Genomic DNA, 17,875 nt, shown 5'->3' on the forward strand with positions numbered 1-17,875 from the left:
GAAGTTTTGTCCCAAAGGAGGAATAGCCTTGATGCTTAGAGATATATTTAACAAAAAACGCAAGTACGCATCCATCCCAAGCCAGGAAGGGAAACAGGAAGTACCTGAAGGGGTGATGCAAAAATGTCCAAGATGCAACAAAATATATTATCGGAAAGAATTAGAAAGAAATTTGAATGTCTGTCCTCATTGTGACCATCATCACCAGCAAAACGCGTATGAAAGAATCGAAAGTCTTTTTGAGAAGGATTCCTTCGAAGAATGGGACAAGTATATGGTGTCCACCAACCCTCTGGGCTTTCCTGAATACGAAGCTAAGCTTGAAAAGGACCGCAAAAAGACAGGTTTGAATGAAGCGGTTGTTACAGGGAAAGGAAAGGTTGGAAATTATGAAACAGCTGTCGCTGTCATGGATGCCCGGTTCCGTATGGGCAGTATGGGATCGGTAGTTGGTGAAAAAATTGCCAATGCAATCGAACAGGCTCGCAAAGAAAAAATCCCTTTTATTATTTTCACTGCATCAGGTGGAGCCAGAATGCAGGAGGGCGTGCTGAGTTTAATGCAAATGACAAAGACATCTGTCGCTATTCAAAGGCTCCATGCTGATGGCGGTCTGATGATTTCAGTCATGACTCACCCGACCACAGGTGGAGTATCTGCCAGTTTTGCTTCTCTTGGGGATTTTAACTTCGCGGAACCTGGCGCATTGATCGGATTTGCTGGCAGAAGAATTATTGAGCAAACCATCCGTGAAAAACTGCCCGAAGATTTTCAAACGGCAGAATTTTTGTTGAAGCACGGTCAATTAGATGGTGTGATTCACCGTCATGAACTTAAAAGTAAGTTAGCAACTATTTTAAGTATTCATCAACCGGGAGGTGAAATTTCGTGAAACAAGTATTGGATTTTGAAAAACCGGTGGTCGAACTCAGAGGGAAAATTGAAGAATTGAAAAGGCTCACAGAAGAAAGTGAAATGGATCTCAGTCAGGAGATCGAAACTTTAGAGCAGCGTCTGGAAAACCTGGAAGAGGACGTATACGATCGATTGACGCCTTGGAATCGGGTCCAATTAGCCAGGCACCCTGAGCGACCGACAACCTCGGAATATATCCATGCGATGTTCACGGATTTCATCGAATTGCATGGCGACCGGTTATATGGAGATGATGAAGCGATCGTGGCAGGGATAGCTAAATATAAAGGTATGCCTGTTACAGTCATAGGACATCAGCGTGGGAAGGGTACAAAAGAAAACCTCCGTCGTAATTTTGGCATGCCTCATCCGGAAGGTTACCGTAAAGCATTGCGGCTCATGAAGCAGGCAAATAAATTCAATCGTCCGATTATCTGCTTTATTGATACGAAAGGCGCTTATCCTGGTAAAGCGGCAGAAGAACGAGGCCAGAGCGAGGCGATCGCACGTAATTTAATGGAAATGGCCGGCCTTGAAGTTCCAATTATTTGTATTGTTATCGGGGAAGGTGGCAGCGGTGGTGCCCTGGCACTTGGTGTTGGTGACCATATCCATATGTTGGAAAACTCCACGTATTCGGTAATCTCTCCAGAAGGAGCGGCTGCTTTATTGTGGAAAGATTCAAACTTGGCGCAGCATGCAGCAGAGACGATGAAAATCACTTCCTATGATTTAAAAAAATTAGGGATTATCGACACAGTCATTACAGAAATACGAGGAGGAGCACACCGGGATATCGAAGCTCAGGCAGCTAACATCGATAAAGTGCTCCAAAAGTCTATGGACAGTTTAAAGAAGTTGAGTAAAGAAGAATTATTAGAAGCTCGATGGAAAAAATACAAGAAAATTGGAGATTATACAGATCTTCCATTATAATTGAACTAGATTGCCTTATAGGGGAAAAGTCGCACTTTAGTATAAATGTGCGGCTTTTCGTATCTTTAGGGGTGGGTAGCGCTTTCATTTACCATGGATTATTCTCTATGTGTCATCTTGTTTGCCAACCGCTTGTGCATCACGTATAATCTTTTTCGCAAACAGTCAAGCTTATTTGTGTAGGCTGCATAAACATAAAATTGTCACAGAAACGATGTTGCTATTAGTTAAGTTTAGATTTATTTTGAGATAGGGAAAAAAGAAGCAATGGAACCTATAATAAGAGGTGATTGGTTATGAAAAAAATCGGAGTTTTGACCAGTGGTGGAGATGCACCAGGCATGAATGCCGCTATTCGTGCAGTAGTAAGAAAAGCAATCTATCATGATGTTGAAGTATATGGTATTAAATACGGGTATCAAGGTCTAATTGAAGGCAATATAGAAAAAATGGAGCTTGGATCTGTTGGGGATATCATTCAGCGTGGTGGAACCAAACTTTATTCAGCTCGGTGTGAAGAGTTTAAAACAGAAAAGGGGCAACAAAAAGGAATTGAGCAATTAAAGAAACATGGGATTGATGGTTTGGTCGTCATTGGTGGTGACGGTTCATTCCGAGGAGCCGAAAAGCTGACGGAAAAAGGTTATCCATGTATTGGAGTACCAGGCACCATCGATAATGATATTCCAGGCACAGACTTTACTATAGGGTTTGATACAGCCCTGAATACTATTATTGAAGCGATTGACAAAATTCGTGACACAGCAACCTCTCATGAGCGTACATACGTGATTGAGGTTATGGGAAGAGACGCTGGAGACTTGGCATTATGGGCCGGCTTGGCGGATGGAGCTGAAACGATTCTTGTTCCTGAACGTAATGAAGATTTCGAAGACGTAGTTCAGCGCCTGAAGCGGGGGCATGAACGTGGCAAGAAACACAGTATCATCATTGTAGCAGAAGGGGTTGGAAGCGGCTTTGATTTTGGTCAACGTATTAAAGAAGCAACTGATCTGGAGACACGTGTCACTGTCTTAGGGCATACGCAGCGAGGCGGTTCTCCTACGGCTGCTGACCGTGTTTTAGCGAGCAGGCTGGGTGCTAAAGCTGTCGATATTCTGATATCAGGTAAAGCGGGACGTATGGTAGGTATTCAAAATAATAAGCTTGTCGATCATGACATCATTGAAGTGTTGGATCAAAAACACTCCATCGATATGGAAATGTATCAGCTTTCTCAAGAACTTTCTATATAAAGAAAAGCATAATTTGCCAGTACTAAAGTAAAGAAGCTTTTAATGAGGAGGAAAAACATGATTAGAAAGACAAAAATCGTATCGACGATTGGGCCAGCATCCGAAAAGGTAGAAACGTTGACCAAGCTGATTGAGGCTGGAATGAATGTAGCACGCCTTAACTTTTCACATGGGGATTTCGAAGAGCATGGCCAGCGGATTAAAAATATTCGTGAGGCAGCCGGGAAGACCAATAAAAATATAGCGATCCTCTTGGATACGAAAGGTCCTGAAATTCGTACAGGCGTCATGCAAGGTGGCGGCGTGGAATTAGAACAGGGTGAGACCCTTTACGTCAGTATGGATGAAATTGAAGGAACCAACGACCGCATTTCTGTAACCTATCCAGGCCTGATAGATGATGTCCATCAAGGTTCTAAAATCCTGTTGGATGATGGTTTAATTGAACTTCAGGTGGAAGAAGTGAATAAAGAAAATAATGAAATCAAAACAACTGTCTTGAATTCCGGCTTGTTGAAAACGAAAAAAGGTGTCAACGTACCTAATGTCAGTGTCAACCTGCCTGGCATTACTGAAAAAGACGCTAAAGATATCGAATTTGGTATTGAACAGGATGTTGATTTCATTGCTGCATCTTTTGTGCGCAGGGCTTCCGATGTACTGGAAATCAGAGAGCTTCTTGAAAAACACGATGCTACCCATATTCAAATCATCCCTAAAATTGAGAATCAAGAAGGGGTGGACAATATTGATGAAATTCTTGCTGCCAGTGATGGGCTGATGGTAGCCCGTGGGGATCTTGGCGTAGAAATTCCAGCGGAAGATGTCCCATTGGTGCAAAAGAAATTGATTCGAAAATGCAATCAAGTCGGCAAACCGGTCATTACTGCGACGCAAATGCTGGATTCAATGGAACGTAACCCTCGTCCGACACGAGCAGAAGCATCAGATGTAGCTAACGCTATTTTTGATGGGACTGACGCTATTATGTTATCTGGCGAAACTGCAGCCGGTAATTACCCAGTTGAAGCTGTGCAAACGATGAATAATATTGCCAGGAAAACAGAAACAGGACTTGACTATAAAGCAATTCTCCAAGAACGTTCGAAAACGAGTGATTTGACGATTACGGATGCTATCAGCCAATCCGTTACGCATACAGCAATTAACCTATCTGTTAATGCGGTTGTAGCACCAACAGAAAGCGGACATACGGCTCGAATGATATCGAAATATCGCCCGCAGGCTCCCATTGTCGCTATCACTTCCAATGAACGTGTGCTGCGCCTGCTTTCACTGGTATGGGGTGTACATGGAGTACTAGGTAAAAGAGCGGCTACCACAGATGATATGTTGGGAGAAGCAATTGATCGCGGTCTTACTTCTGGCGTTGTCAAGCGTGGAGACCGTATCATCATTACCGCTGGCGTACCAGTTGGAGAAAGTGGCACAACAAACTTGATGAAAGTTCATGTTATTGGTGACGTGTTAGCGAAGGGCCAGGGTATTGGTCAAAGCTCTGCTTACGGTAGAGCAGTTGTAGCTAAAAGCACCCAGGAAGCATTGGACAAAGTAGAAGAAGGCGATATTTTAGTCACTTATGGAACAGATAAAGATATGATGCCTGCAATAGAAAAAGCTGGTGGACTGATTACGCAGGAAGGCGGTTTGACGTCTCATGCTGCTGTAGTTGGATTGAGTATCGGGATACCAGTGATTGTTGGGGTTGAAGAGGCATTTGCTCTGATTAAAGACGGAGACGACCTGACCATCGATAGTTCACGTGGTGATATTTACAGCGGACACGCTGGAGTACTATAAATATCATGAAGGATGATACTGCAGAACGTGAGCAGTATCATCCTTTTCTTTTTGGTTTGGAGTCAGCTTATCGTATAATAGAGAAGAAGACTGAACAAGAAAGGATTATGCCAATGTTTCGTTGGTTATTATTATTCATATTAGTAGTTCCGGCATTAGAAATCGGGTTGCTCGTGTGGGCGGGGAATATCATCGGGCCGTTATGGGTGGTCCTATTGATTATACTGACTGGTGTCATAGGGGCATGGCTGGCAAAACAACAAGGATTGGAAACGATCAATAATTTCCGGCAATCTATGGCGAATGGCCAAGTGCCTCAAGATGCACTTCTGGATGGGGCCTGCATACTGGTAGGCGGAGCTGTACTGCTTACACCAGGATTTATCACAGATGCAATCGGCTTCCTTTTATTACTACCACCAACGCGTCTTCCGATTAAACGTTTGATCCGCAAATTGATTAAAAGGATGATGGATCGTGGGACCATCACGATATACCCAAAGTGATTGCTATGCTAAATCACTAGTAGCGAGTACAAAAAGTTATAAGGTTTATTTATAAGGTAAGACTTTTTAAGCATTCTCAGGAACTTTCTTTATGTTCATTAATGTACCGCCAAATTTCCTGGAAAACACCTGCCTGATAAAGCGTATGGAGAATGACCAGTGTTACAGGACCGATAATCAGCCCGGAAAATCCGAACAACTGAAAGCCGGCAAACAATGCGATCAGTGTCAACAGCGGATCCAAACCGATATTTGTGGAAAGTATTTTCGGTTCTATCATCTGACGTTGAATGATTACCAGCATGTAAAGTAGAGACAGACTGATTGTTAAAAAATGGTTGCCGGTTACAAACATATAAATGATCCATGGAATGAATATAAGTCCAGTCCCAAGATAAGGCATTAAATCAACGACGCTAGTCAGCAGTGCAATGGTGAGAGCATGTTCAACATTTAAAAGAAGTAAACCGATTAATACTGTTATTCCGGTGATAGAAATCAAGATTACTTGTGCTCTGAAGAAGCCGAATAAAGCCTGCTTTAATCCCTGCAGAACTTCAGAGAAAGAAGATACTACTTTGGTTGGCAAGTTCTTAGATAGCTTGTACGAAAATTTGTTCCAGTCTTTACTGATGAAAAATGTACCTAACAAGGAAAAAATTAAAACAGAAACATAGTTTGGCAATTCTTTTAGCACAAGTGGAATGCGTTGAAGTAAGTCTTGTAGTATTGCAGCCCCCTGATGTGCGGTTTTTTCTCCAAGATCTTGAATATTACTTGTAATGGCATCTTGCTGAGAGGGATCAAGTGTGCTAATTAAAGAGAGCAGCCGTTGATAAAGTGGAATAATAGTGGAAGAGATGAATAGTTGAATATAATTTACAAGGGATTTGAAATGTTCCGGTACTTCTGCCGCCAGATAGGTAGTTCCGTTTGCAATTTCTACCACCAGTAAAATCAGCATTCCAATGAATATACCAGCGATCAGAAGGATAACACTAAATACCGACATTCCTCTTGGCAAATGGAGTCGCTGATGAAGAAAATTAACAATCGGATTCATAAGGAATGCAAGGCCAAAAGCAATCAAAAATGGATAAGCATATTGAAATACATAATAGGCAAGCATGAGAGAGAACGATATAATCGACAAAACGATTAAAAAGCGAAATAATTTATTTAGGGATGACATGTCCATATTTATGATCCTTCCTTGTAATAATAAGCCTCAAATCAAGCTTTCAACCAGGTCTATTACCATACTTATTCTTAATTGTGATAGGATATAATAAGAGTCTTTCACCCGGAGACAAAATATTGGTAAATATCATTCCATCTACGACTTCTTGCTGGTCCTTCTAATACTTAAGTTCTCTTCCTCTGAATAAAAGCATATTCCCTTTCTTTGAAGCTAAGGGAATGAATATCGAAATAACCATCATAATAATAGCTGTCCTGTTTCCTATAGCTGTTCATGGAAATCTTGCAGTGGTGTTTTCAGTGGAATTGCCGTAGGTTTGTTGATTGGAACGGGGACACGCAAATCGTCATGCGAGCGGTCGAATATTTACTCAGGTTTGTATGAAAATTCAAAACGTTACATAGATAAACACCATCGATGACAATTGGATTTCGCTAAAATACATAAAAATGATAAAATCTATTCAAATTAACCGGTTTCAATTCACATATTTTTTAGAATGTTTTATAATTGGCAGTGGGGATGATTTCCTATTCACATTAAAAGCTTGTTGGTAAAGCGTTTTCTCGAATAAATGTATATTTAGAAAGCGTCATCAAAAATAAAGGAGAGAATGGGTATGACAGCAACTAAAGGTCTAGAAGGTATTATTGCAACACAATCATCAATCAGTTCTATCATCGATGATCAACTGACATATGTCGGCTATGATATTGATGATTTAGCAGAAAATTCGAGTTTTGAGGAAGTTATTTATTTATTATGGAATCAAAAGTTACCTAATGAGCAAGAACTTAAATCATTCAAAGAGGATCTTGCTTCCAACATGGAGCTACCTAATGAAGTTATCGATCATCTGAAATCGTACGATTTATCTACTGTCCATCCAATGGCAGCACTTCGCACGGCCGTATCCATGCTTGGCCTTTATGATTCAGAGGCAGATGAAATGGAAGAAGGGGCAAATAAACGTAAGGCTGTACGTTTACAGGCTAAAATCCCTACCATCGTTACTGCGTTTGCGCGTCTTCGTAAAGGACAAGATCCTATCAGCCCGAAGAAAGAGTTGAGCTTCGCAGCGAATTTCCTTTACATGCTTAACGGTAAAGAACCTGAGGATATTGAGGTGGAAGCATTTAATAAAGCACTTGTTCTACATGCTGACCACGAATTGAACGCCTCTACTTTTACAGCACGTGTCTGTGTGGCCACATTATCTGATGTGTATTCCGGAGTTACGGCTGCAATCGGAGCGTTGAAAGGACCTCTTCACGGCGGAGCAAACGAACGTGTAATGAAGATGCTTACTGAAATTGGTGAAGTGGACAACGCTGTTCCATATATCAAAGAAAAACTAGCCAACAAAGAAAAAATCATGGGTATGGGGCACCGCGTTTACCAAAAAGGCGATCCGCGCGCAAAATTTTTGAAAGAGATGTCCAAAGAATTGACTAAATTGACTGGTCACTCTAAATATTATGAGATGTCTATTAAAATCGAAGATTACATCAAAGAGGAAAAAGGCCTGCCTGCCAACGTGGATTTCTATTCTGCTTCTGTCTATCACAGCCTGGGAGTGGATCATGACCTATTCACACCAATCTTCGCAGTGAGTCGTGTTTCCGGATGGCTGGCCCATATTCTTGAGCAATATGACAACAATCGCCTGATTCGTCCTCGTGCTGAATATGTAGGTCCGAAAGGTCAAACATATAAATCACTGGACCAGCGATAATTAGAAAGTTATAATTTTTTAGCAGGAAGGGAGTCATAAAGAGAAGACTCCCTTTACCCGTGGATTCATATGGCTATTCCTTTTTATTAATCTTTATTTATCGTATGATAATTATGTAATCCACATACCAACAACACATTAGGAGGTAATGAGATTGACACAAGCTGAAAAAATCACAGTAGAAAATGGAGTACTAAACGTACCCGATCGTCCGGTAATCCCATTCATTGAAGGTGACGGAATTGGCCCTGATATCTGGGCAGCTGCAAGCCGTGTAATCGAGGCAGCAGTTGATAAAGCGTATAACGGAGAAAAAAGTATCGAATGGAAAGAAGTTTTAGCTGGTCAAAAGGCTTATGATAAGTCTGGCGAATGGCTGCCTTCTGAAACGTTAGATACAATCCGTGACTATAAAATTGCCATCAAAGGCCCTTTGACAACACCAATCGGGGGTGGTATCCGCTCATTGAACGTTGCACTTCGTCAAGAACTTGACTTGTTCACTTGTTTACGCCCAGTACGTTGGTTCACAGGTGTACCATCCCCTGTTAAGCATCCGGAAGATACAGACATGGTCATTTTCCGTGAAAACACAGAAGATATTTATGCGGGTATCGAATGGCAAAAAGGTACACCGGAAGTGAAGAAAGTCATCGACTTCCTTCAAAATGAAATGGGTGTACATAATATCCGTTTCCCTGAAACATCTGGTATCGGTGTCAAGCCTGTTTCAGAAGAAGGTACCAAGCGTATCGTCCGTGCAGCTATTGAGTATGCATTGAACGAAGGTCGCAAGAACGTTACTTTGGTACACAAAGGAAATATCATGAAGTTCACAGAAGGTGCCTTCAAAGCATGGGGATATGAAGTTGCGGAAGAAGAATTCGGCGATAAAGTATTCACATGGCGCCAATATGATGACATTGTAGAAAAAGATGGCAAAGATGCTGCAAACAAAGCACAAGACGAAGCAGAACAAGCAGGTAAGATTATCGTCAAAGATGCGATTGCCGACATCTTCCTTCAACAAATCCTGACTCGTCCAAAAGAATTTGACGTTGTAGCTACGATGAACTTGAACGGAGATTACATTTCCGATGCACTTGCGGCACAAGTCGGTGGTATCGGTATTGCTCCCGGGGCAAACATCAACCAGGAAACTGGACATGCTATCTTTGAAGCGACACATGGTACTGCACCGAAGTATGCTGGACAAGATAAAGTCAACCCATCATCTGTCATCCTTTCTGGTGTCTTGATGCTTGAACATCTGGAATGGAGAGAAGCAGCTAACTTGATTACCAAATCCATGGATAAGACTATCGGCAATAAAACAGTAACGTATGATTTCGCACGCATGATGGAAGGTGCTACAGAAGTTAAGACCTCTGAATTCGGCGATGCACTAATCAAAAATATGGACTAATCAAGCGATAGGGAAGGGGATTTTTATGGGAATCAAGCGTAAAAAGATCTCAGTTATTGGCGGTGGTTTTACAGGAGCTACGACAGCACTAATGTTAGCTCAGAAGGAACTTGGAGATGTAGTATTGGTAGATATTCCTGATATGGAAGATCCAACTAAGGGAAAAGCGTTGGACATGCTTGAAGCAAGCCCGGTCCAGGGTTTTGACTCCAATATTATCGGTACAGCCAACTATGAAGATACTAAAGAATCTGATTTAGTCATTATTACTGCTGGGATTGCTCGTAAGCCTGGTATGAGCCGTGACGATCTTGTAAGTACCAACTCTAAGATCATGAAGAGTGTTACAAAAGAAATCGTCAAGTACTCACCAGATTGCCTCATCGTCGTTCTGACGAACCCGGTTGATGCGATGACTTATTCTGTATTTCAAGAAGCTGGATTCCCGAAAAACCGTGTCATCGGTCAATCCGGAGTGCTTGATACAGCACGCTTCCGTACTTTCGTAGCACAAGAATTGAATTTGTCTGTCAAAGACATTACCGGTTTTGTGCTAGGCGGTCACGGTGATGATATGGTTCCATTAATCCGCTACTCTTTTGCAGGTGGTATCCCACTTGAGAAGCTGATCTCCAAAGATCGCCTCGATGCAATCGTAGAACGTACTAGAAAAGGCGGCGGTGAAATCGTCAACCTCCTAGGTAACGGAAGTGCTTATTATGCGCCAGCAGCATCTTTAGTACAAATGGCTGAGGCTATTCTGAAGGATCAGCGCCGTGTTATTCCTTCGATTGCTTACTTAGAAGGTGAGTATGGCTACGAGGGTATTTATCTTGGTGTCCCAACCATCCTCGGCGGAAATGGGATTGAAGAAATAATCGAACTTGATTTGACAGAAGAAGAAAAAGCTCAATTAGATAAGTCAGCTGATTCTGTTAAAAATGTACTGAATATATTACAATAAAAGATAAGGTTGACGGGGATTCGGGGTTTTACCTCGAATCCCTTTTATCAACATTCGAGAAAGCGTTTACATCAGAGGGGGCGATGGAATGATAGGGAAAAAACGAAAGCTAGGGAAAAAAATCCATGAACTGAAGACTGGTGACTATTATACAGCTGAGAAGACAATTGAAGATCGTGATCTTCTCATGTATTTAGGTTTGTCTGATGATGCTAATCCTCTTTATATCCAACATGATTATGCATCTCAAACACCATTCAAGCGGCCGGTAGTTCCAACCGTTATGTTGCAGGGGATGGTTTCTTCCATGATATCCATGCATCTACCTGGACCGGGCAGTCATATTCTTCGCCAGGAGCTTGATTTTCCAAAGCCGGTCTACCATTATGCAGACATCTCGTTTCGTTTAGAGGTAGTGGAAAAAGATATAGCCCAACATAAAGTAACGATATCCATACATGCTGAGGACTCTGAAGGGGATGAAGTGATTAAGGGGATAATGGTGGTTTCTCCTCCTTATGAACCTGAGTCCATGAATGCTAAATCATTAGAAAACTTTTATTGATAGGTGAAACAGAAAAGGAAATCAAGCCTGGTTCAGGCGTGGTTTCCTTTTTTCTCTTATATTCAGTATTTTATAAAAGGCATTGGGATTGGATAGGTTATATTGGAGTAACAGCTCGCTTGCTCAAGGGTGACGACACTTTGTTTGGAATAGGAATCAAATAGAAGGAAAACCTTTAACTATAAAGGAAAATCTTTTAATTATTTGTTCTTTTAAAACTCACTGTTGATTTTACAGTTAAGCTCCCTTTACATGAAGACTAAGTTTCGAGATAGTGGGATCCGTTACCATGAGAGGAGTGGGAAGGTCTGGGAAACAACTCGCTTTCCAGCTTCATCGCCTAGACACTCGCGACATAAGCAGTCCATTAACGGGAAGAAAGAGCCCTTCCCTTTTGCTATTCTGCTTATGCGTGTCGTGTCTCCCAAGGCGATTACGCATTCATTTCTTTCCTGCGGGGGAGCTGGCAAGCTTTCTCGGGCTGCGCACGGGATCTCGCCTAGCCCCTTCTCCCGCGGAAGTCTCGCCGTTTCCCTGCTCATCCAGCCGCTTTTGTACTAAACGGACCCTTCAAAAAGAGAACGCACAACTAAAATTTTCATCTAGACGCATTTATAAAGGATATAAAGAGGCCAACGCCTTTTTTCAACATCATAGGGCGATTCCACCCATAAGGATGATTTCGAGAACTTCCCATGACTAGGGGCGTAGGGAAACGGTGAGACTCCTCGAAAATGCTACGCATTTCCTTCGTGCGTGGGTTAAGGCAAGGTGAGATTCGAAGTCCTGTGGGAGCTGAGTGATAGGTAAGGCCCCGCAAGGCGAAGCCTGAGGAGACTCAGCACACGCCCACGGAAAACGAATCGTTTCCCGGATCCCCTAAAATCCAACAATCTCGAAATCAAGTCTTCTACTTTACGGCCCTATAATTGAATTATTCCCTTAATAAAAATCAACAAAAACGTTTGCCAGAACCTAAAGATTATGTAAATTTAATTTCTTCCTGTGTTCAAACAAGAGGGTTAATTGTATGATAAAGATAGTTTCTTTGTGAGGTGATCAAAATGGCAGAAAAAATATTGATTGTAGATGATGAAGAGTCTATCGTGACCCTGTTGAAATACAACATTGAACAAGCCGGTTTTAAGACAGAAGTTGCCTATACAGGTTCAGAAGCCTTACATAAAGCTGAATCCGATGATTTCGATTTGATTGTGTTAGATGTCATGCTTCCCGAAATGGATGGCATGGAGGTATGTAAACAACTACGAGTGAATCAGATGGATACACCTGTCTTAATGCTGACTGCAAAAGATGATGAATTCGATAAGGTGTTAGGATTGGAATTAGGTGCAGATGACTATTTGACGAAACCTTTCAGTCCTAGAGAAGTAGTTGCCAGGATAAAGGCTATATTACGAAGATCAAATCGGGTAATGAAGGAAGATAATTTCGAATCCATCCAAATCGCTGATTTGACCATCTATCCACAGCAATATGAAGCATCTATCAAGAACGAACAATTAACTTTTACACCTAAAGAGTTTGAATTATTATTGTATCTTGCCCAGCATAAAGGGAAGGTACTAGCTCGTGATCAGTTATTAAGTGCGGTTTGGAATTATGACTTTGTTGGAGATACCCGTATTGTTGATGTGCATGTCAGCCATTTAAGAGAAAAAATTGAACCGGATACGAAAAAACCTGTTTATATCAAAACTATCCGTGGTTTGGGATATAAGATGGAGGAGCCGAAATAAATGAGGGTTTACTCTCGTCCCCTTGTTACTTATACCATCCTTGTTTTGATTATCATGTTAGGGCTTGGGATTATACTGGCTCAGCTTACACATGGTTATTTTGTCAGTTTATTCGAGGAACGCATAGAGGATGAAAGTGTTTATTATTCAAGGGTTTTTGAAGAGCATATCAATAATGGTGATCTGAATAGGGGAGCTTTGGAACAGTTCAGTAGAGAAATGAATACTGCATTTATTTTTTTTAACGCGAATGATGAAGTTTTAATAAATACCGCTGGTGTAATCCATTCGGACCAAGTTGATGAGGAAAAGATGGCTGCTACAGCATCAGCGATCAACCACGACGGGGCTGAAGGACAATTCGTCAGGAATGATTATTATTTTCCGGTTCCTATTGAAACAGATGGGATAACCGGAAAGTTAGTTGTAACTACACCTGTGGACTCTCTGGAAAACGTGACAAAAAATATATGGCTGTTAATATTGTTCACTGTGCTCCTTGGGTTAATAATTGTCCTGATTATCGGATATAAAATATTTGAAAAGTACGTAAAGCCAATCCGCTCTGCCGCAGACGTGGCTTCTGAATTGGCTGAAGGTAACTATAAAGCCAGGACATATGAAGGTTATTTTGGAGAAGCTCGAAAATTAAGTCAATCGATCAATATACTTGCCCGCAACCTGCAAGAGATGACTACAGAACAAGATATGCAGGATAATCGATTGGAAGCAGTTATCAATAATATGGGGAGCGGCCTGTTAATGATTGATGAGAAAGGTTATATCCATTTAGTCAATCGTGCCTTTTTGCAAAGTTTCACAGGAAATTCTAAGGATTATATAGGGCGTCTTTATTATGATGCCATCCCTTACACTTCCATTCATGGAGCGATTAAATCTGTATTTATGCTGGAGGAAACTGTAAGAGAAAACTTTGTACTACCAATCAACATTGAGCGTAAGCACATCGAAATAACCGGAGCGCCCATTTTTAATGAAGGGGGAAAATGGAAAGGTGTAGTACTGGTTTTTCACGATATTACAGATCTAAAACGGCTGGAACAGATGCGAAAAGACTTTGTTGCTAATGTTTCCCATGAACTCAAAACCCCCATTACTTCTATTCGGGGATTTTCGGAGACCTTGCTTGATGGAGCTATGAACGACCCGGCTTTAGCTGAGCAGTTTCTGACGATCATTCATAAAGAAAGTACACGTTTGCAATCTCTTATTAAAGATTTATTGGAGTTGTCTAAATTAGAGAAAGCAGATTTTGAGTTGAATTTTGAAAATGTGAATTTGAAGCAGCTGATGCAGGATTTAATTATTATCATTGACCAAAATGCTGAGAAGAAAAACATTCGTATTCTCAGCGATATCTCTGAAACAACATTCATTCGGGGGGATTCTGCCAGGTTGAAACAGCTTTTTCTCAATTTGTTGACAAATGCGGTAAATTACAGCTCCGAGGGAGGCGAAGTCAATGTTTCGCTTTCTAACGAGGAAGACTATGTAAACGTGTCTATAGCAGATACAGGGATTGGTATTCCTGAAGAGGAAATACCTCGAATTTTTGAAAGGTTTTATCGAGTGGATAAAGCACGAAGTCGTAATTCCGGTGGGACCGGATTGGGACTGGCAATCGCAAAGCATATTGTAGAAGCTCACCATGGTTCGCTGGAAGTAGAAAGTGAAGCTGGTCAAGGGACTACTTTTCACGTGACACTACCTAAAGACTTAACACAAAATTAACAATCGCTTAATTTTTCCTTTATATACCATTGATATGATAAATACTGACCCCTTCATCCAGGGTGTTTCTCTTTTTACGGCAGCTGTAATAGCTGCCGTTTTTTTCTTTTATTAATGCTTGAGTAAGCTGGTCAAAACGATAACTAAATATCCACATACGATTATGGAAAATACTTGTCATAAAAGCGTCTTTTTTCTTCTCTGTTTCAAACATGGTAGAATAGAGAAGGCAGTTCATTATTTGTAAGGCATTGAGAATGGAGAATACTTTTTTAAAACCATATCAATCTTAAGTGAACAAGCTTTTTACTTAGAAAATCAGACATACTAACTAACATATCAAAAGCTGGGACTTGAAAAAGAATAACTTTTGAAGGAGTGGAATTATGGCAGACAAGCTAGTACTGATTGATGGAAATAGTATCGCCTATCGGGCGTTTTTTGCTTTGCCTTTGTTGAACAATGATAAAGGGGTTTATACAAACGCGGTTTATGGCTTCACCACTATGCTGCTCCGCATATTAGAAGAAGATAAGCCGAACCATATTTTGGTGGCTTTCGATGCAGGCAAGACTACATTTCGTCATAAAACATATGAAGAATATAAGGGAGGGCGGCAAAAAACACCTCCTGAACTTTCTGAGCAGTTCCCTGTCTTGAAAGAACTGCTGGACGCCTTCCAGATCCCTCACTACCAACTTGAAAAATATGAAGCAGATGACATCATCGGTACATTAAGCGGTTCAGCGGAAAAACAAGGGTGGGAGACCAATGTGATTTCAGGAGATAAAGATCTTCTCCAGCTGGTCTCTGAACATACGGATGTGACCTTGACGAAAAAGGGTATTACCAATGTAGAAAAATACACCCCATCTTTCATGAAGGAAAAGATGGGAATACGGCCGGATCAGATCATTGATCTAAAAGCATTAATGGGAGATAGTTCCGATAACATCCCCGGTGTGCCTGGTGTTGGAGAAAAAACTGCAGTGAAATTACTGAAACAATACGATACCTTAGAGAGTCTTTACGAAAATATCAATGATGTTAAGGGCAAGCTAAAGGAAAAACTTGAAACACATAAAGACGATGCTTTCATGAGTAAACAGTTAGTCACGATTAAGAGAGATTCGCCAGTAACCATCAGACTTGAAGATCTGAATTATGAGGGTTACAGCAATCGCGATGTGAGCAATGCTTTTAAAGATCTTGGTTTCCAATCTTTGCTTGGAAGAGTGTCTGGTTCTGATCAGGATGCGGAAGACGCAGCTGAAGAGTTACCCGAGATAAACGTGGAGCATGTTACAGATATAACACCCGATATGTTTACAGGCACGGAATCAGTTTTTGTAGAAATGCTTCATGAAAATTACCATCATGCTGATATCGAAGGAATTACAGTAGTTAATAAAGACAAGAAGTATTTCATACCAGTTGAAATAGCTGCTGATTCTAAAGTTTTTTGCGAGTGGGCAAAGAATGAACAAAAGAAAAAGTGGGTATTTGATGCCAAGAAAACAGTGGTAGCATTATTGCGAAAAGGTGTGGAATTAAAGGGGGTTGATTTTGACCTCTTGCTGGCTTCCTATTTAATCAACCCATCGGAAAACAACCATGATATTCCTTCCATTGCCCATAGAATGGGAGAAACATCAGTACAATATGACGAAGAAGTCTACGGAAGAGGGGCCAAAATCAAGCGCCCTGATGATGAGGCGCTGGCAGAGCATATGGCCAGAAAAGCTTACCTCCTATATAAATTGAAAGATATAGTAGAAGAACAGTTAAAACAAAACACTCAGCTGGAGCTGTATAAAGAATTAGAAATGCCGTTAGCATTGATTTTAGGGAAAATGGAACATCTTGGAGTCCAGGTTGATGTGGACCGCTTGAAGCAAATGGGAGAAGAGCTTCAGGGGCGCCTTAAGGAAATTGAAGATCAGGTCTACGAGCTGGCAGGTGAAAAGTTCAATCTGAATTCACCTAAACAACTCGGCCCGATTTTGTTTGAAAAGCTGGGACTACCTGTCATCAAGAAAACCAAAACAGGTTATTCCACTTCCGCAGATGTCCTGGAACAATTACAGGAAAAACATGAAATCATCCCTAAGCTGCTTGCTTATCGTCAACTGGGAAAGTTGCAATCGACCTATATCGAAGGACTTCTCAAAGTAGTGGATAAGGATACGCAAAAAATCCATACTCGTTTTAACCAGGCTTTGACCCAAACGGGCAGGTTGAGTTCTACCGATCCTAACCTCCAGAATATACCTATCCGTTTAGAAGAAGGGCGCAAAATACGCCAGGCCTTCATACCCTCTAAACCAGGCTGGGTTATGTTCGCGAGTGATTATTCGCAAATTGAGCTTCGGGTATTAGCTCATATTGCGAAAGATGAGAAGTTGATTGCGGCTTTTAAAGAAGACAGGGATATTCATACCCAGACAGCAATGGAAGTATTCGAAGTTAAAGCTGATGAAGTGACAAGTGAAATGAGAAGACAGGCAAAGGCCGTCAATTTTGGCATTGTCTATGGGATCAGTGAATTCGGTTTGTCCCAAAGTCTGGGAATTACGAGGAAAGAAGCAAGAGCGTTTATTGACCGGTATTTAGAAAGTTATCCAGGTGTTAAAACATATATGGAAGAAACGGTGCGTGAAGCCAAACAGACTGGCTATGTCACCACATTCATGCACAGAAAAAGGTTCTTACCAGACTTGGCCAGCCGGAATTTCAATCGAAGAAATGCAGCAGAACGAACCGCAATGAATACACCGATTCAAGGAAGCGCGGCGGATGTCATCAAAAAAGCAATGATTGACTTGCACCATAGATTGAAAGAAGAGAAATTAGAAGCCAACTTATTACTGCAGGTGCACGATGAATTGATATTGGAAGCTCCGGAAGATGAAATTAAGCAATTGCAGAAAATAGTGGCTGAGGTAATGGAGAACACTGTAGAACTTGATGTACCATTAAAGGTCGATTCCTCCTACGGGCCGACCTGGTACGATGCAAAATAATAAAGGGGAAGAATC

At 41.3% G+C, this 17,875-nt stretch carries 14 protein-coding genes; 12 read left to right on the top strand and 2 right to left on the bottom strand.

Translation table 11 applies throughout. The features are described 5' to 3' along the window. Positions 1-31: 31 nt before the first annotated feature. The 5 genes from accD to BLV00_RS07855 all read left to right on the top strand — a co-directional run bounded on the left by accD (position 32) and on the right by BLV00_RS07855 (position 5,434). Complete coding sequence (accD, locus tag BLV00_RS07835; RefSeq protein ID WP_093044176.1) at positions 32-892, top strand: acetyl-CoA carboxylase, carboxyltransferase subunit beta; 861 nt, start codon at positions 32-34, stop codon at positions 890-892. After that, positions 889-1,851: an acetyl-CoA carboxylase carboxyl transferase subunit alpha gene (gene accA, locus BLV00_RS07840; protein WP_093044178.1), complete on the top strand. Its 963-nt coding sequence runs from the start codon at positions 889-891 to the stop codon at positions 1,849-1,851. Before accD ends, accA begins: the two co-directional genes overlap by 4 nt. Before the next feature lie 296 nt (positions 1,852-2,147). Next, on the top strand, positions 2,148-3,107 hold the full coding sequence (gene pfkA / locus BLV00_RS07845) for a 6-phosphofructokinase (protein WP_093044180.1): 960 nt from the start codon (positions 2,148-2,150) through the stop codon (positions 3,105-3,107). Positions 3,108-3,164: 57 nt separating this feature from the next. After that, positions 3,165-4,928 carry a pyruvate kinase gene (gene pyk, locus BLV00_RS07850; RefSeq protein ID WP_093044182.1) on the top strand — a complete coding sequence of 588 codons (1,764 nt, stop codon included), beginning with the start codon at positions 3,165-3,167 and terminating at the stop codon, positions 4,926-4,928. 5 nt (positions 4,929-4,933) lie between these two features. Next, entirely contained in the window at positions 4,934-5,434 is a 501-nt protein-coding gene (locus BLV00_RS07855; protein ID WP_342722272.1) for an FxsA family protein, read from the top strand. A gap of 76 nt (positions 5,435-5,510) precedes the next feature. Here the strand turns inward: BLV00_RS07855 and ytvI are convergent, their stop codons facing one another. Then, entirely contained in the window at positions 5,511-6,626 is a 1,116-nt protein-coding gene (gene ytvI, locus BLV00_RS07860; RefSeq protein ID WP_245728898.1) for a sporulation integral membrane protein YtvI, read from the bottom strand. A 628-nt stretch (positions 6,627-7,254) separates the two neighbouring features. On the opposite strand from ytvI, the gene citZ reads away from it, so the two are divergent. From citZ to pnpS, 6 genes are all read left to right on the top strand, one after another. After that, positions 7,255-8,370: a citrate synthase gene (gene citZ, locus BLV00_RS07865; RefSeq protein ID WP_093044186.1), complete on the top strand. Its 1,116-nt coding sequence runs from the start codon at positions 7,255-7,257 to the stop codon at positions 8,368-8,370. Positions 8,371-8,524: 154 nt separating this feature from the next. After that, positions 8,525-9,796: an NADP-dependent isocitrate dehydrogenase gene (icd, locus tag BLV00_RS07870; RefSeq protein ID WP_093044188.1), complete on the top strand. Its 1,272-nt coding sequence runs from the start codon at positions 8,525-8,527 to the stop codon at positions 9,794-9,796. 25 nt (positions 9,797-9,821) lie between these two features. Continuing rightward, on the top strand, positions 9,822-10,760 hold the full coding sequence (mdh, locus tag BLV00_RS07875) for a malate dehydrogenase (RefSeq protein ID WP_093044190.1): 939 nt from the start codon (positions 9,822-9,824) through the stop codon (positions 10,758-10,760). Positions 10,761-10,848: 88 nt separating this feature from the next. Next, a complete protein-coding gene (locus BLV00_RS07880) occupies positions 10,849-11,325 on the top strand; it encodes a MaoC/PaaZ C-terminal domain-containing protein (protein WP_093044192.1) in 477 nt (158 codons plus the stop codon). Between the two features lie 1,064 nt (positions 11,326-12,389). Next, positions 12,390-13,085, top strand: coding sequence for a response regulator transcription factor (locus tag BLV00_RS07885; protein ID WP_093044194.1), 696 nt, complete (start codon positions 12,390-12,392; stop codon positions 13,083-13,085). Continuing rightward, positions 13,086-14,837, top strand: a complete 1,752-nt coding sequence (gene pnpS / locus BLV00_RS07890) for a two-component system histidine kinase PnpS (RefSeq protein WP_093044196.1) — start codon at positions 13,086-13,088, stop codon at positions 14,835-14,837. It begins immediately after the preceding gene. Between the two features lie 19 nt (positions 14,838-14,856). On the opposite strand, the gene BLV00_RS21660 is transcribed toward pnpS, so the two are convergent. Further along, entirely contained in the window at positions 14,857-15,051 is a 195-nt protein-coding gene (locus BLV00_RS21660) for a hypothetical protein (RefSeq protein ID WP_143030697.1), read from the bottom strand. Positions 15,052-15,223: 172 nt separating this feature from the next. On the opposite strand from BLV00_RS21660, the gene polA reads away from it, so the two are divergent. After that, positions 15,224-17,860, top strand: coding sequence for a DNA polymerase I (polA, locus tag BLV00_RS07895; protein ID WP_093044198.1), 2,637 nt, complete (start codon positions 15,224-15,226; stop codon positions 17,858-17,860). Positions 17,861-17,875: the final 15 nt, after the last annotated feature.

It is taken from the genome of Thalassobacillus cyri (assembly GCF_900107755.1).
Classification (GTDB): Bacteria; Bacillota; Bacilli; order Bacillales; family Halobacillaceae; genus Thalassobacillus; species Thalassobacillus cyri.

Coding starts and splice junctions, on each gene's coding strand:
- citZ (WP_093044186.1), top strand. CDS start 7,255: ATGACAGCAACTAAAGGTCTAGAAGGTATTATTGCAACACAATCATCA.
- mdh (WP_093044190.1), top strand. CDS start 9,822: ATGGGAATCAAGCGTAAAAAGATCTCAGTTATTGGCGGTGGTTTTACA.
- BLV00_RS07855 (WP_342722272.1), top strand. CDS start 4,934: ATGAAGGATGATACTGCAGAACGTGAGCAGTATCATCCTTTTCTTTTT.
- BLV00_RS07885 (WP_093044194.1), top strand. CDS start 12,390: ATGGCAGAAAAAATATTGATTGTAGATGATGAAGAGTCTATCGTGACC.
- accD (WP_093044176.1), top strand. CDS start 32: ATGCTTAGAGATATATTTAACAAAAAACGCAAGTACGCATCCATCCCA.
- polA (WP_093044198.1), top strand. CDS start 15,224: ATGGCAGACAAGCTAGTACTGATTGATGGAAATAGTATCGCCTATCGG.
- BLV00_RS07880 (WP_093044192.1), top strand. CDS start 10,849: ATGATAGGGAAAAAACGAAAGCTAGGGAAAAAAATCCATGAACTGAAG.
- pnpS (WP_093044196.1), top strand. CDS start 13,086: ATGAGGGTTTACTCTCGTCCCCTTGTTACTTATACCATCCTTGTTTTG.
- pfkA (WP_093044180.1), top strand. CDS start 2,148: ATGAAAAAAATCGGAGTTTTGACCAGTGGTGGAGATGCACCAGGCATG.
- pyk (WP_093044182.1), top strand. CDS start 3,165: ATGATTAGAAAGACAAAAATCGTATCGACGATTGGGCCAGCATCCGAA.
- BLV00_RS21660 (WP_143030697.1), bottom strand. CDS start 15,051: ATGTTTGAAACAGAGAAGAAAAAAGACGCTTTTATGACAAGTATTTTC.
- ytvI (WP_245728898.1), bottom strand. CDS start 6,626: ATGTCATCCCTAAATAAATTATTTCGCTTTTTAATCGTTTTGTCGATT.